This window comes from Bradyrhizobium sp. WSM4874 (assembly GCF_055811835.1).
In genome coordinates this window covers 263,382-277,063 of the sequence record NZ_JBVVPR010000001.1, presented here as the reverse complement: position 1 = coordinate 277,063, position 13,682 = coordinate 263,382, and the positions used below count along the sequence as shown (strand labels likewise).

Sequence of the window (13,682 nt, the reverse complement as noted above, 5' to 3'; positions counted from 1 at the left end):
GAGCTGGGTCCGTGGTCGCGATCGATCGGCGATCGACCCCCGACGCTTGCGGCCACCGCCCCGTCTGGCCGGTCAAGGAGCAGCCGGATCGCCGTTGGCCTTTCAAGGCCGCCGATGTCGTGCCGTTACAATGGTGGCGAACGCTGCCCTCAGATGCGCTTCGCGACGCCGAGCAGTCCCTCATGCTGACGACCTTGGATCGAATCGGCGTGCTCCATCCGGTCGATGATCTTAAAGCCGCGCTCGCCGGCGACGCGGCGGCCGCCATCAACATGGCGTTCTCGATGATGCCGATCGAGAAGACCACGCTGGCCATCGACATCGGGATGACCGCGCTCTGCCGTTGCGCGCTTGCGCGACACGCGGCGTCGGCGCTGGTCATGGCGCAAGTGATCGGCCTGACCAACTTCGATCACGGGTTGTCCATCGAACTTGCCATGTCCTGGTACAGGCACGGACTGCGCTACGCGAGTGATCCGCGCAAATTCCGCGAGGCCGAGACCGTGCTCTTGAAGACCTTCCATGAACTCGACCGTTCCGGATCGCGGTGACGGACGCGGTGCTGGTCTCCACCCCAAACGCTTCTCAGATGATGTCCGGCTCCCGCCAACACGGCGGCTGGGAGCACGAAGCATGACGACCTCGGACGATTCCGATGATTTCGATCACACAGTCGAGGACGATGCTGCGTCGACTGGAGCCGCGGCCGATTCTTCGGACCTCGATGAAGAACTGAAAAAGTTGCCGCGCCTCCTGCGCTACGCATTGCTTTCGAGCAAAGGCGAAGAGCACACCCAGGAGCGACTCGTCGGAGAGATCAATGAGGTCTGTCCTGGTCTTGCCGAGACCTCGGCCTGGATCGTGACGCAGACCTCGGCCGCCGGTCTTGAGCTCGCCGCCGAGCTCGACCGGCGAGCCGTCAAACAGGACGAGCCCGCCTTACGCAGCCTTTCCGACTGCGTTCGCGTTTTTAGTCTGCCATTACCCTGCAGCGCAGAGTTCTTCGATGACTATCGGAGGGTGGGCAAAGCTTTGATCGCAAGCTTTGGGAAGGTCTGCCACGACGCCGATGAGAACCTGTGTGCTGAGCTGGAAGAGTTTGTCTTCGGCTGGGCCGCGCTGCCGGCGTGCAGCGATCTGGTTTCACGGCATGGCAGCGCCGCCGCCGGCGCCGCCAGGCTTGGCCCCCTCACGGCAGAGCACCGCCTCACAGCGACCAAGGTAGCTCTGCGTCGCAAGCTGAAAGAGGAGGAAGAAAGACGGCAGCAGAGGGATGCCGAGACCGCCTCCACGAGTGAGTTGCAGAAACCTCTGGCGCCTTCAGCGCCGGAGCGCAGCGTCGTTGTGGCACAGCTCTCTGAGCAGCAGATGAAGAACACCAAGCTCAAAGACGTTCTTGGGCCATTCAAAGGTATCGTCAACGTCGCCATGCCGCTTGTCGAGGCGCCGCCTCTGCATGTCGTGCGTAGTGCCCTCCTTTTTGAATTCCCCTATGCCGCCGAAGTGATTGATTTTGCGCTCGCCGATCTTGTCGGCCGACCAACAGTTCGCTTACGTCCTCTACTGTTCGTGGGCGAATCCGGCGGCGGCAAGAGCAGATTCGCACGGCGCCTGGCTGAGTTGTTGGGCGTCAACGTCTGGCGCACTGATGCCAGCCGCGCTGATGGCGCCGCGTTCGGCGGCACCGACCGCCGGTGGTATTCCGCCGAACCTTGCCATCCTTTTCTTGCGGTTGCGCAGGGCGCGAGCGCCAACCCACTGGTGATTATCGATGAGATCGAAAAAAGCGCGACGCGGAATGACTATGGCCGGCTCTGGGACTGCCTCCTCGGCTTCCTCGAATTCGAGACGAACAGTCGCTATCCAGATCCAGCGCTGCAGACGAATCTGGACTTGTCGCACGTCTCCTACGTCGCTACCGCCAACAGCGTCGATCCTCTGCCCTCGCCGATCCGCGACCGCTTTCGGGTCGTGAGATTTCCGAACCCCACGTCCGCTGATCTCGACGCGCTCTTGCCTGCGATCATCGCCGACCTTGCGAAGGATCGCGGCCTCGACACCCACTGGGTTCCGCCGCTCGACGGCACTGAACACATCGCCGCCGCGCAAAGCTGGCACGGCGGCTCGGTCCGGCTCCTCCGTCGCATCGTCGAGGCTATCCTCCGCGATCGCGACGCCAACGCGACCCGAAACTGATGAGCCGTACCGCCATGTACAAGTCACCAAACCTCCCGTTCGGCCTGCCTTGGAGACAACCGGCGAATCCTTTAGTCGAAGTCGCCACCCAAGTACCGAGCCAGCCGGAGATTGTTCTGTCCGAGGATACGGGAACGCCCGAGACGATGGCGCGCATGCTCGAGGCCACCGGCAACTACAAAATCCTTCGCCGTCTTGCCCCACGGACTGCCGAGCCTCGCCCCGCGGCTGGTCGAATCGGCCTGATCATTGACCTGGAAACGACCGGCCTCGATACCACGCGCAACGAGGTCCTGGAAATCGCCGCCATCAAGTTCGGCTACGCCGACGACCGGAACACTTCCGTCATCGGCACCTTCCAAGGATTCCAGCAGCCGTCGGAGCCGATTGAGGCTGCGATCACCGCATTGACCGGCATCACGGATGCAATGGTGGACGGGCATAATATCGATAACACGGCGCTGGAGCAGTTCGTAGCGGACGCACACATCGTAATTGCTCACAACGCTGCCTTCGACCGCAAGGTCGCGGAACGGCACTGGCCGGTCTTCGCGGACTGTCACTGTGCCTGTTCAGCGACCGGCATCGACTGGAAAGCCCATGGCCTCGGCGCCCGCCCCGCCTACCTGCTCTCGGAATACGGCCTTTTCCACGACGCTCACCGGGCGCTGGATGATTGTCGTGCAGTACTTGAGATTTTGGCACTCGATCTTCCCGGGACCGAGCAATCCAGACTTGCGGCTCTGCTCGATCGCGCGCATCGCCCTCAGCACCGCATCTGGGCCGATGGCGCGCCGTTCGCATTGAAAGACACTCTCAAGCAACGTGGCTATCGGTGGCACGACGGTACCGATGGTCGCCCCAAAGCCTGGTACCTCGACGCCGATGCTGTCGAGGCCGAGCTCGATTTTCTCCGAAGGAGATTTACCGCCAGGACGACCTAGATATCGTATGGCGGACGATAACATCACTCGATCGGTTCTCGACACGGATTTAGCGGTTCAACATAGCTCTGCGTGGGTTCGGATTGAACTTCAAGACGGAATGAACAGTAAGCGCGCGCGAAGTCACCCTCCTGCTTGATATCAGTGAAGACAGGATAGCGCGGTTTCCAGGCCGTGCCCTTGGCTGTGGTTATCTGGCTGAGCCGTTCGAGCACGTTGAGACCGTCCTTGCGCAGACTTGCAGACACCGCGGCCCGATCGGGAAAATTCTTTAGAACGGCGTCGAGCCAGATCGTGCGGCCCGCCAGGAAGCCGCTGGCCCCTGCAGCATAGGAGTAGTCGAGCACGCGTTCGAACTTCTCCGGTGCAGCGCCGCCTGACAGCAGCACCCAGGGAACGTTGCGCTCGCGGCAGATATCGCCGATCGAATCAAACTCCTTCTGCGCGGCCTTGGCTTCCGCGCTGCCATCGCGGGCCGGCAGGCTGTTGGCCGCGACTGGGCTCTCCAGCTTGAGGAGATCGACGCCATATTCGGGCTTGGCAAACTCGCGCACGCTGTCGATGACCAGACCGGGAAGCTTGCCCGGCGATTCGACATAATCAGCGGTGTGATTGGCGCTGCCCAGGAAGGGATAAACAAGCAGCTCGAGAACATAGGGAATGTCGTGACGGGCGCAGTCCTGCCCGATCTCGCGCACGAACTTCTTCTGGTGTTCGTTCACCGCGGCATCGGCGTCTGGCCGGTACCAGGCCAGCACCTTGACGGCGTCACCGCCCATGGCGCGGATCTTCTCCACACTCCAGTTGGTGATGGCCCGCGACTTGCGACCGCCCGCGGTCTCCTCGACGCGATGCTCTTCCAGCGTCATGATCAGGCCGCAGCGCGGCGGCAGCAGATCGATCGCGGCAGGCACGGCAAAGTTCGGGTCGAACAGCATCGAGCTGCAATGCGGCGCAAGGTTCTCGACGAGAAGGCGCTTGGCCGCCGTGACGTCGGAATACTCGACCTGGTCCCGCGTGATGCCTTTTGCGTTCGCGATGGCATCGAACAAGGGTGGCCGCTGATCAAGCGCGACCATGCGAAAGTGGCCATCCGCATCAGCAAGCCGTGCCAGGCCGCGGTTCTTTCCAATCGTTCTCATGGCTTCGTCCTCATGAATGCAAGACACTCGTTGATATCGGGGATTCCGTTACGGCCGCCGGCGTGGCGGCATTTCATGGCGGCCGTCGCCGCCGAAAATGCCATGGCGGCGCGCACCTCCAGGCCGGCGCCGATCGCCAACGCGTAGGCCCCGTGAAAGACATCACCCGCGCCTGTGGTGTCGACGACCTCAATCGAATAGGCGGCCTGCCGGTGAAGCTGGCCGTTCTCGTACCAGCTCACGCCACCCTCGCCGCGCGTGACGGCCATGACGCGACAGCCGAAGCGGGCGACGGACGCGAGGGATTCATCATCGGCGGAGCCGGCAAAAACGGCGAGCGCGGGCTCGGAGAAGATGGCGTGATCGGTCAGGGGCAGCAGCCGTTCGAACACTTCGGCATCTGCCATGTCGCCGTCGAGCACCGTCGCAATGCCGCGCGAGCGCGCCTCGCGGAACAGCGTCGCGGCGCCCTCCACCCAGCGCGGGTCGGCTAGTACGGAGGATGCGCGGGCTACAGCTTCGAGCGGAAGCCAATCCGCGGCTTCAGGAAAAAGGCCGCGGAAGTTCACGATCTGCCGGTCGCCGCTACTGTCGACAATAATCCCGGAGACCGACGAGCGGCCATGGGGAAACAGCCGGAAATTCTCGACATCCACGCCTTCCGCGGCGAAGGCGGATCTCATCTCGTGGCCGGCGGCGTCATTCCCCGCCCGCCCCCAGAACGCGACGGTCGCGCCGAGCTTCGCCACCGCCACGCTCGCATTGGCGGCCATGCCCCCGCCCAGCGTGCCGTACGCGAGGGCCTTGATCTTCTCGCTTCCACCCGCGAACGGCCGATCGACGCGCCAGACCTGATCGAGCGCCGAGAGCCCGAGGCAGATCACGTGCACGGGTCGGGCTTTGGACCCGACGCCCGCCAGCGCTGAGAGATCACCGATGTTGGCTGACGTACTCACCGCAGGACCTGTCCGTTGGTGGCGTCGAACAGATGCGTCTTGCTCGACTGCGGGCGCAGCGCGAGGCGGTCGCCGACTTTCGGTCGCAGCGACGGGTCGATCCGCGCGATCGCGGAGACACCGGCGAGATCAAAATGGATTAGCGTATCGGAGCCGAGCGGCTCGACCAGCTTGACCTCGATGGCAATGCCATCGGCAGCATTGGTGGCGACAGTGAAATGTTCGGGACGAATGCCGAGTAAGGCATTGCCGGCCCGGCGCAGACTACTCGCGATCTCGCCGTCCACCGGCACCGCCGTTCCACCTTGGGAGAGGATTGCGCAGTCGTCGTGCCACTCGACCGCGAAGAAATTCATGGCGGGCGAGCCGATAAAGCCGGCGACGAACTGGTTGGCGGGTCGCTCGTAAACCGTCTCCGGCGTGTCGTATTGCTGGATCGTGCCGCTCTGAAGCACCACGATGCGGTCGGCCATGGTCATGGCCTCGATCTGGTCATGGGTGACAAAGACCATGGTGGTCTTCAACTGCTGCGATAGTGCCTTGATCTCGGCGCGCACCTGCCCGCGCAGCTTGGCGTCGAGGTTGGACAGCGGCTCGTCGAACAGAAACGCCTTGGGATTGCGCACGATGGCGCGGCCCATGGCGACGCGCTGGCGCTGGCCACCGGACAGCTCCTTCGGCTTGCGGTCGAGATAAGGCTCGATGTGCAAAAGCGCGGCGGCGCGCTTCACCCGCGCGTCGATTTCCGCTTTCGGCGTTCCCCGCAGCTCCAGCGCAAACGACATGTTGTCGTAGACTCGCATGTGTGGATAGAGCGCGTAATCCTGGAACACCATCGCGATATCGCGCTGGGCCGCCTGCACGCCATTCACGCGCTTGTCGCCAATGTAAAGGTCTCCACCCGAAATAGGCTCGAGGCCCGCGATGATGCGCAGCAAGGTCGACTTGCCGCAGCCGGATGGGCCGACGAACACCACGAATTCATGGTCCGCGATCTCCAGATTGAGATCGGGGATCACGGTGAAATTACCGTAGCGCTTGGTGAGATTGCGGATCGAGATCGAGGCCATGATCGCTTAGTCCAGCGCCAGCACAGGCTTGATCAGCTCGCCGTTGGCGAACCGCGCGAAGTTTTCAGGGAGATCCGAAAGACCGAACTCGCCGTCAACGAGGACGCGGTATTCGTCCTTGTACTTGCGCAGCAGCTCGACATTCTGCTCGAAATCCGAGACCGGGAAGTAGAAGGTCCGGATCATGTAAAAATCCTTGCGGCGGAATACCTTGCCCTCCTCGATGGTCCATGGCGCGGCGTTCTCGCCGACCAGCACCAGCGCGCCGCGCGGCAACACGAGCTCGATGCCGAGATTGCGCGCCGCATGGGCGCCCGAGCATTCCATGATGAGCGCGAAGCGCTTCGAGGTGTCGCCGACCGGGTGCGCCTTCGCGCCGAAGGACTGTGCGATCTTCAGCCGCGCCGCATTGGGATCGGCGACATGAATGTCGTTGTAGCCAAGCGCGCGAAGCGCCAGCACGACGCCGAGACCGACAGGCCCCGCCCCCATCACGAGGGCCGGACCGGCCTCGTTCGCCGGCACCACGCGGCTGACGAACCGTACGGCGTGGCCGGATGTGCCGATGGTGTCGAGCAACAGCGGCGCGAGGCTGTCCTCGATATCATTGGGTACCGGCAGCAAACAATTTTCCGGCACGGGCACGTATTCGGCATAGCCGCCCGGCCTGTTCCAGCCGATCAGGCTGGAGACCTCGAGGCACATCTGGGTATCGCCGCGCTTGCAGGCGGCACAGTGATCGCAGTGCAAGGGAATGTAGACGGCGCAGCGGCGGCCATACAGACCGTGGCCTGGCTGCTCGACGACGCCGAAGATCTCGTGGCCGGCGGTGAACTCGGCGCCCTTGTGCCAGAGCTTGAAGTCTGAGCCGCACAGCGCCGTTCGCGAGACACGGACCAGCACCTCGCCGGCGCCGATTTCGGGCATCGCCACACGCTCGATGGTGATGCGATCATTGCCGTGGAAGACCGCGGCCTGCATGATCGAATTCGGACTGGGGGACATATTCATCAGATACCTAGCCTTTCACTGCGCCGAGCGTCAGTCCGGACACCAGCCAGCGCTGAACCAAGGCCGCCAGCACCAGCGGCGGCAATGCGATCAGCGTCGCCGCGGCCATGAGGGCGCCCCATTGCGTCGAGCCTTCGCCGATGAAGTTGAAGGCCGCCGCGATCAACGTCTTGGTGTCGCCATTGGAGAGCACCAGCGCAAACAGGAAGTAGTTCCACGAGAAGACGAAGGCGAGGATCGCCGAGACGGCGACGCCCGACGCCACCAGCGGCATCGCGATGCGCCAGAGGATACGCGTGAAGCTGCATCCATCGACTTGCGCAGCCTCGAACACGCTGCGCGGGATGACATCGAACGACGGCAGCAAAACCCAGATCACGATCGGCAGCGTGATGACGGCGTGGCTGAGGATCAGCGCGGTGTAGGAGCCGATCATGCCGATTTGCCGGAACATGACGTACCACGGCAGCAGGAACAGCGTGCCGGGCGCCATCCGCGCCGCCAGCGTCAGGATCGCCGGCCAGGTAATCCGCGTCCAGGAGACGGCGAAGGCGGCGGGAATCCCGAACAGCAGCCCGAGCGCGGTCGAGCCGACGGTAACGATGAGGCTGTTGAGCGCGTAGCTCAGGAACGGCGTGGTCCTGGTCAGCTCGGCGTAATTCTCCAGCGTCGGCGTGAAGACCAGCGTCGGCGGATAGGCGGTGACCTCGAAGGACGGCTTAAACGAGGACAGCACCATCCAGACCGTCGGCGCCATGATGATGATGCCGGCGAGCACGAGCTGCACCGTGTTGAGGCGGTGGATCCAGCGCTCGGTGTTGGCGGCATCGTTCATGACATCACCACGCCACTGCGCCGCGCAGGCGGTTGAAGGCGAGCACGGCGCCGAACACGATCGCCGTCAAGGTCAGCATCAGAGCGCTGGCATAGCCGATGTTGAAGAACTCGAAGCCGACGCGAAAACCGTAGATGTTGAGCGTGTTCGAGGCGTTGCCGGGGCCGCCCTGGGTCGTGATGTAGATGATGTCGAAGAAGCGCAGGAGATCGACGCTGCGCAGGATCGCCGCGGTGACGATGGTCGGCAGCAGCAGCGGCAGCGTGATGCGCTGGAAGGTCTTGAACGCGGATGCGCCGTCGATCTGCGCGGCCTCGTAGACACTCGTCGGAAGGGATTGCAAGCCGCCCAGCACGATCAGGGCGACGTAAGGCGTCCACTGCCAGCTGTCGATCAGCGCGACGGTCGGAATGACCAGCGACGGCGAGGCCAGCCAGTCCGACGGCGGTAGACCGAACGATTGCAGGATATAATTGGCGGCGCCCAGCGAGGGATCGAGGATCACCAGCCACATCATGCCGGCCACCACCGGCGGCATCATGAAGGGTGAGATGAACAGCGAGCGCACAATGCCCGGCAACCGCTTGGCGTGAAACAGCACCAGCGCCAGCCAGACGCCGAACACGAGCTGCAGCACCAGCGACAGCACGAAGAGAGCGATGGTGATCCACAGCCCGTGCCAGAACTCATAATCGGAGATCAGCTTGGAATAATTGGCAAGGCCCGCAAAGGACTGCTTGCCGGTCGAGGAAAATGTCTGGAAGCCAAGCCAGATCGTATAGACGACCGGAAACGCGATCATTGCGACCGTGAAGATCACGGCCGGCGCCGATAGCGCCGCCATTTCCAGCTTCTGCCGGTCCTGCGTGAGTGTCGCAGCCGAGTCAGACATCCGTTCGCGTCCTCAGTGTGTGGGGAAATGCCGGCAGGCAGCGAGCCTGCCGGCATGAAGCCGTTACTTCTGGGCGATCAGCGCATCGAGCGCCTTGTCGGCATCCGCGCAGGCCTGGTCGATCGGCTTCTGCTTGAGGATCAGGTCCTGCACCGCCTGGCCGATGAACTCGCGCGATGCCGGATTGGCAACGATGGGATAGCCGACCTCGGAGGAGCCCTTGCTGGCGAGCACGTCGAGCGCGGCCTGCCATTGCTTGCGCACCGGCTCCTCATCGATCCACTTGCGATATTCGGGATCCTTGGCGACCGACGGACGCGGCGGGGCAATGCCCTGGAGCGCCATTTTCTTCTGCACCTCGGGGCTCGTCGCCCATTGCACGAAATACCAGGCCGCTTCCGGCTGCTTGCTGTGTGAGGAGACTGCCATGCCCCAGCCGATCGTGGTCGGCACCTGGCCGGCCTCACCCGCCGGGAACGGCAGCAGGCCGGTATCCTTCAGGCGCGCGCCGCCTTCCATCACTGTGCGCAGTTCGTTCGACGATTCGAACGCCATCGCGGCGCGGCCGCTGCGATAGAGCGCGGAAATCTGCTGGAAGCTGTAGTTGACGACGCCGGGCGGTCCGAAATCGCGCAGCAACCGGCTATAGGTGTCGAGCGCCTCCTTGCCCTTGGCCGAGCAGAGATTCGACTTGCCGTTGGCGATATAGCTGCCGCCGACATTGTGCAGCATGTTGCTGAAGGTGTAGGCGACCGCGGGTTTGAGGCCGCGCGAGACGAACGGCGTCACCGCGCTGTCGCAAGCCTTGATCTTCACGGCGGCGGCCTCGACGTCCTTGATGGTCTTCGGCGCCTCGAGACCGCACTTCTTGAAGATGTCAGTGCGGTAATAGAAGATCGGCCCTTCGAGATTCATCGGCATACTGGTGAGCTTGCCATTGAAGGTCGCGGCCTTCAGCAGGGCCTGGCTCAGCCCGTTCGGATCGTAGTCCTTGGCGACGTCGTTCTTGGCCATCGCGGTGAGATCGCCGTACCAGCCGGCAGCGGCGAACTGCTCGCCCTCGCGCGAGGGCAGCGTCATGAACACGTCGACCTCGTCGCTGTTCGCGTTCATGACGGTGACCAGACGCTGGCGCATCTGCTGTTCCTGATAGCCATCGACCTTCAGGGTCATGCCGGTCAGCTTCTCGAAATCGGCCTTGTAGGTCAGCAGTGCCTGCGCGACCGGATTGTTGTTGGCGAGAAAGGCGACGGTCTTGCCCTTGAACTTCATCCAGTCAAAATCGGCGGCATGCGCCTGCGCACTGACGGCAATCGCGAGAACGGGCAACGCGACATGCGTCGCGAGCATCCTGGCCTTCATCGAAGTCTCCTCCCGGCCGGCCGCCTTAAGCTGGCGGACCATTTTGAACATGGTTGAGCGTCACTTGAAAACGGTTACAAAATAGACCTCACATCCGCCGTGTCAAGCGATGGACAGATCGCGCAATCTACGACAAATTTAGGCGTGTGCCACTACTATATGGCTCGCGACGCAGAATGTAACGTTACACTCATGAGATTGACCAACGTCAAGTCCGTCAAGCAGGGCATCCGCGCCGTCGCGGCGCGCGCCGGCGTGTCGACCGCCTCGGTGTCGCGCGCCCTGAACAATCCGAACGCGGTCAGCCCGTCCCTGCGCGCGCGAATCGAGCAGGCCATCGACGCGCTTGGCTACATCCCGCATGCGCCGGCGCGGATCCTGTCGTCGCGCCGCTCACGCACGCTTGGCGCGATCGTGCCGACGATCGACAACACGATGTTCGCGCGCGGCATCGCCTCGCTCCAGCAATATTTATCGTCAGTCGGGTACATGCTGTTCCTCACCACGAGCGGATATGATCTCGATGTCGAATTGCAGCAAGCGCGCAATCTGATCAGCCGCGGCGTCGATGGCCTCGTGCTGCGCGGCGATTGCCATCATGAGGCCTTGCGCAAGCTGCTTGCCGACAACAAGGTGCCCTTCATCAATGTCGGCATCTACCAGCCCGACAGGCCCTACCCTTGCGTTGGCACCGACAACGAAGCCGCAGCCCACCGCGCCGCCGCACATGTCATCGAGCTCGGTCACCGCCGTATCGGAATCGTCTCGGCGCTCCAGCGAAACAACGACCGCGCCAGCGCCCGCGTCGCCGGCTTTCGCCGCGCGCTGACCCAAAACGGCCTCGCGCTTCCTCCGCAATGGCACGTCGAGGTGCCCTATACGCTGGACGATGCGCGCGAGGCGGCACGCTATCTCCTCAACCTCAAGGACCGTCCGACGGCCGTGGTGTGCGGCAACGACGTCATCGCCTACGGCGTATTGCTCGAGGCGGAGCGCGACGGTTTCGCCGTGCCGCGCGACCTTTCAGTGGTCGGCTTCGACGACCTCGACTGGAGCCGGCATTTGCGGCCGAGCCTGACCACGATCCATGTTCCGACCGGAGAAACCTGGCAGCGCGCCGGCGAATATCTGGTGCGCAGCCTCGCCGGCGAGCAGACCATCATGCACCGCGAGATCGACTTCTCGCTCGTGGTCCGCGAATCGACGGCCTCACCGCCGAAATCCCTGAAGTGAGACCTTCCGATGAGTTCGAATTTTTCCCTCAAACCGGGCTTTCATGCCGTCGTGATCGGCGGCGCTGGCGACATTGGCGCCGCGATCAGCAATCAATTTTGCGATCTCGGTGCAACGGTGACGGCAACAGGCGCCAATGACGCCGATCTCGCCCGCACTCTCCTTAAGCCACGTGCCGGGCTCTCGCTCGCGGCGCTCGATGTCACCGACGACAACGCCGTCACGTCCTGTGCCCGGCAGCACAAGCGCGTGGACGCGCTGGTCAACTGCGCCGGAATTCTCGCGCGCGACAAGGAATTCGAGATCGAAACCTTCATGAAAGTGCTCGACGTCAATCTCACCGGCACGTTCCGGACCTGCATGGCGTTCCACCCCCTGCTCGCGGAGACGAAGGGCTCGATTGTCAACATCGCCTCGATGAACGCCACGCTGGCGTTGCCGCGGATCCCCGCCTATTGCGCCAGCAAAGGTGGCGTCGTGATGCTGACCAAGGCGCTGGCTTTGAAGTGGGCCGAAGAAGGCATCCGCGTCAATGCGGTGGCGCCCGGCTATATCGAAACGGCCATCAACGCCGCGGGCCGCACCGATGGTGCACACTATCAGCGCATTGCTGATCGCATTGCGTTCAAACGGTGGGGAAAGCCGGAAGACATTGCAGGTGCGGTCGCCTTCCTCTGCATGCCGGCCTCCCAATACGCCACCGGCACTGTTCTTGCCGTAGATGGCGGCTTCCTTGCGGGATGACCTAAGAAGGTCGGCTTCGCAGTCATTCCAACTTGCCGTGTGGATCTCTCTTGACCTCCCGGTGCACACGTCATGCACACGCCATTATCTAACCGACTGAAAGGCCCGCGGTCTCGCTCCAGTCCATCATGGGCCAATTTGGGCTAACTCCACCCAAGGACGGCGGAGTTGATCAAGAGCAACATGAATTGCGCCGACTTTCCTTTCCGCAAAGTAGTCGCTTCCGTTGCTCCGACATCAACATTCGAGAAGCCTCTCAAAACTCTTCAACCAACCTCACGCCGCACCTTAACTGCCGCATCGCACATGGCTTTCAGCTTCCCGAAGGCAGTTCTGCGTGGCATGTATTTCATGCCGCAATCCGGCGCCGGGATAAGACGATCGGCCGACACGTATTTGAGGCCGTTGCGAATGCGGTCGGCGACGGTATCGACGCTCTCGATCGCCGGATTGCCGAGGTCGAGCACGCCGAGCATGATCTTCTTCGACTAATCCTTGAGCACGCCGAGGTCGAGCTTCGGCTGCGCCGCCTCGATCGAGATCTGGTCGGCAATGGTGTCGTCGAGCTCGGCCAGGAACGAATAGCCGGCCGGCTTGTTTGACCCCGGCACGACCGCCGCATGGCCGAAGCAGAGATGGACGACGGCACGGTGATGCCATTTAGCGCGCGGTTGATCGCCTTCACGGCGTAGCGCTTGGCCAAATCCGGATTGTTACGCACCCAGGCCTCGTCGAGCTGGATCACGTCCGCGCCCGCTCTCTGCAGGTCGAGCACCTCTGCATTGACGGCCTCGGCGAGAGCCATCGCGAGCTCTTCGTCGTCCTTGTAGAATTCGTTCTTGGCCTGCTGGCTCATGGTGAACGGGTCCGGCAACGTGATCCTGGCGGCGCGGTCGGTATTCTCACGCAGGAACTGCATGTCGTGCAGCTCCACTGGAGCCCGACGTTTGACGGGACCAACGACGCGCGGCACCGGCGTCGGGGTGTTGCCGGTGCGCGCCACGATCATCGCGGGATTGTCTCCATCGATACCGTCGAGCGCGGTGGCGAAACGATTGGAGTAGCTCTCGCGGCGGATCGCGCCGTCGGTCACGATGTCAATCCCGGCGCGCTCCATGTCGCGGATCGCGACGATGGTGGCATCGTCCTGGGCTTCTTCCAGAAGCTCCGCCGGCAACCGCCACATGTCATGCAGGCGGGTGCGCGGCACCACCTTCGACAGCATGGCTCCAAACGGACGTTACCGCCCTAGTTGGGCGCTTGTTCAAATACCGTCAGAGATTAGGAGCGCGCTAGT

Annotated in this window: 12 protein-coding genes and 1 pseudogene; 5 read left to right on the top strand and 8 right to left on the bottom strand. The window is 63.0% G+C overall.

Annotation, left to right across the window (positions count from 1 at the left end; genetic code table 11):
- The first annotated feature begins 11 nt into the window (after positions 1-11).
- From AC0L3P_RS01285 to AC0L3P_RS01275, 3 genes are all read left to right on the top strand, one after another.
- Positions 12-551, top strand: coding sequence for a hypothetical protein (locus AC0L3P_RS01285; protein ID WP_275168209.1), 540 nt, complete (start codon positions 12-14; stop codon positions 549-551).
- An 82-nt stretch (positions 552-633) separates the two neighbouring features.
- On the top strand, positions 634-2,196 hold the full coding sequence (locus AC0L3P_RS01280; RefSeq protein WP_473300826.1) for an AAA family ATPase: 1,563 nt from the start codon (positions 634-636) through the stop codon (positions 2,194-2,196).
- The gene (locus tag AC0L3P_RS01275) at positions 2,196-3,140 is read left to right on the top strand and encodes a 3'-5' exonuclease (protein WP_473300825.1); all 945 of its coding nucleotides are present in this window, start codon (positions 2,196-2,198) and stop codon (positions 3,138-3,140) included. The genes AC0L3P_RS01280 and AC0L3P_RS01275 overlap by 1 nt, the downstream gene beginning before the upstream one ends.
- 23 nt (positions 3,141-3,163) lie before the next feature.
- Here AC0L3P_RS01275 and AC0L3P_RS01270 read toward each other — a convergent pair whose 3' ends face one another.
- From AC0L3P_RS01270 to AC0L3P_RS01240, 7 genes are all read right to left on the bottom strand, one after another.
- Positions 3,164-4,282 (bottom strand): tagatose 1,6-diphosphate aldolase, encoded by a 1,119-nt coding sequence (locus AC0L3P_RS01270; protein ID WP_275168212.1) that lies wholly within the window; start codon positions 4,280-4,282, stop codon positions 3,164-3,166.
- Complete coding sequence (locus AC0L3P_RS01265; protein ID WP_275168213.1) at positions 4,279-5,166, bottom strand: sugar kinase; 888 nt, start codon at positions 5,164-5,166, stop codon at positions 4,279-4,281. The genes AC0L3P_RS01270 and AC0L3P_RS01265 overlap by 4 nt, the downstream gene beginning before the upstream one ends.
- 68 nt (positions 5,167-5,234) lie before the next feature.
- On the bottom strand, positions 5,235-6,308 hold the full coding sequence (locus AC0L3P_RS01260; RefSeq protein WP_473300824.1) for an ABC transporter ATP-binding protein: 1,074 nt from the start codon (positions 6,306-6,308) through the stop codon (positions 5,235-5,237).
- Between the two features lie 6 nt (positions 6,309-6,314).
- Positions 6,315-7,319 (bottom strand): zinc-dependent alcohol dehydrogenase family protein, encoded by a 1,005-nt coding sequence (locus tag AC0L3P_RS01255; RefSeq protein ID WP_275168215.1) that lies wholly within the window; start codon positions 7,317-7,319, stop codon positions 6,315-6,317.
- 7 nt (positions 7,320-7,326) lie between these two features.
- On the bottom strand, positions 7,327-8,154 hold the full coding sequence (locus AC0L3P_RS01250; RefSeq protein ID WP_275168216.1) for a carbohydrate ABC transporter permease: 828 nt from the start codon (positions 8,152-8,154) through the stop codon (positions 7,327-7,329).
- A gap of 4 nt (positions 8,155-8,158) precedes the next feature.
- The gene (locus tag AC0L3P_RS01245; protein WP_275168217.1) at positions 8,159-9,046 is read right to left on the bottom strand and encodes a carbohydrate ABC transporter permease; all 888 of its coding nucleotides are present in this window, start codon (positions 9,044-9,046) and stop codon (positions 8,159-8,161) included.
- A 63-nt stretch (positions 9,047-9,109) separates the two neighbouring features.
- Positions 9,110-10,408, bottom strand: a complete 1,299-nt coding sequence (locus AC0L3P_RS01240; RefSeq protein ID WP_275168218.1) for an ABC transporter substrate-binding protein — start codon at positions 10,406-10,408, stop codon at positions 9,110-9,112.
- 192 nt (positions 10,409-10,600) lie between these two features.
- Between AC0L3P_RS01240 and AC0L3P_RS01235 the strand changes: the two genes are divergently transcribed.
- Both AC0L3P_RS01235 and AC0L3P_RS01230 read left to right on the top strand, forming a co-directional pair.
- On the top strand, positions 10,601-11,641 hold the full coding sequence (locus AC0L3P_RS01235; RefSeq protein ID WP_275168219.1) for a LacI family DNA-binding transcriptional regulator: 1,041 nt from the start codon (positions 10,601-10,603) through the stop codon (positions 11,639-11,641).
- Positions 11,642-11,650: 9 nt separating this feature from the next.
- Positions 11,651-12,385, top strand: coding sequence for an SDR family NAD(P)-dependent oxidoreductase (locus tag AC0L3P_RS01230; protein ID WP_275168220.1), 735 nt, complete (start codon positions 11,651-11,653; stop codon positions 12,383-12,385).
- 266 nt (positions 12,386-12,651) lie between these two features.
- Here AC0L3P_RS01230 and AC0L3P_RS01225 read toward each other — a convergent pair.
- A pseudogene (locus AC0L3P_RS01225) lies at positions 12,652-13,613 on the bottom strand (5-methyltetrahydropteroyltriglutamate--homocysteine methyltransferase); the annotation flags it as partial.
- Positions 13,614-13,682 lie beyond the last annotated feature (69 nt).

What these genes read in the sequence shown, in the direction of transcription:
- AC0L3P_RS01255 (WP_275168215.1), bottom strand. Translation starts at nt 7,319, where the DNA reads ATGAATATGTCCCCCAGTCCGAATTCGATCATGCAGGCCGCGGTCTTC.
- AC0L3P_RS01245 (WP_275168217.1), bottom strand. Translation starts at nt 9,046, where the DNA reads ATGTCTGACTCGGCTGCGACACTCACGCAGGACCGGCAGAAGCTGGAA.
- AC0L3P_RS01260 (WP_473300824.1), bottom strand. Translation starts at nt 6,308, where the DNA reads ATGGCCTCGATCTCGATCCGCAATCTCACCAAGCGCTACGGTAATTTC.
- AC0L3P_RS01250 (WP_275168216.1), bottom strand. Translation starts at nt 8,154, where the DNA reads ATGAACGATGCCGCCAACACCGAGCGCTGGATCCACCGCCTCAACACG.
- AC0L3P_RS01270 (WP_275168212.1), bottom strand. Translation starts at nt 4,282, where the DNA reads ATGAGAACGATTGGAAAGAACCGCGGCCTGGCACGGCTTGCTGATGCG.
- AC0L3P_RS01280 (WP_473300826.1), top strand. Translation starts at nt 634, where the DNA reads ATGACGACCTCGGACGATTCCGATGATTTCGATCACACAGTCGAGGAC.
- AC0L3P_RS01230 (WP_275168220.1), top strand. Translation starts at nt 11,651, where the DNA reads ATGAGTTCGAATTTTTCCCTCAAACCGGGCTTTCATGCCGTCGTGATC.
- AC0L3P_RS01235 (WP_275168219.1), top strand. Translation starts at nt 10,601, where the DNA reads ATGAGATTGACCAACGTCAAGTCCGTCAAGCAGGGCATCCGCGCCGTC.
- AC0L3P_RS01240 (WP_275168218.1), bottom strand. Translation starts at nt 10,408, where the DNA reads ATGAAGGCCAGGATGCTCGCGACGCATGTCGCGTTGCCCGTTCTCGCG.
- AC0L3P_RS01275 (WP_473300825.1), top strand. Translation starts at nt 2,196, where the DNA reads ATGAGCCGTACCGCCATGTACAAGTCACCAAACCTCCCGTTCGGCCTG.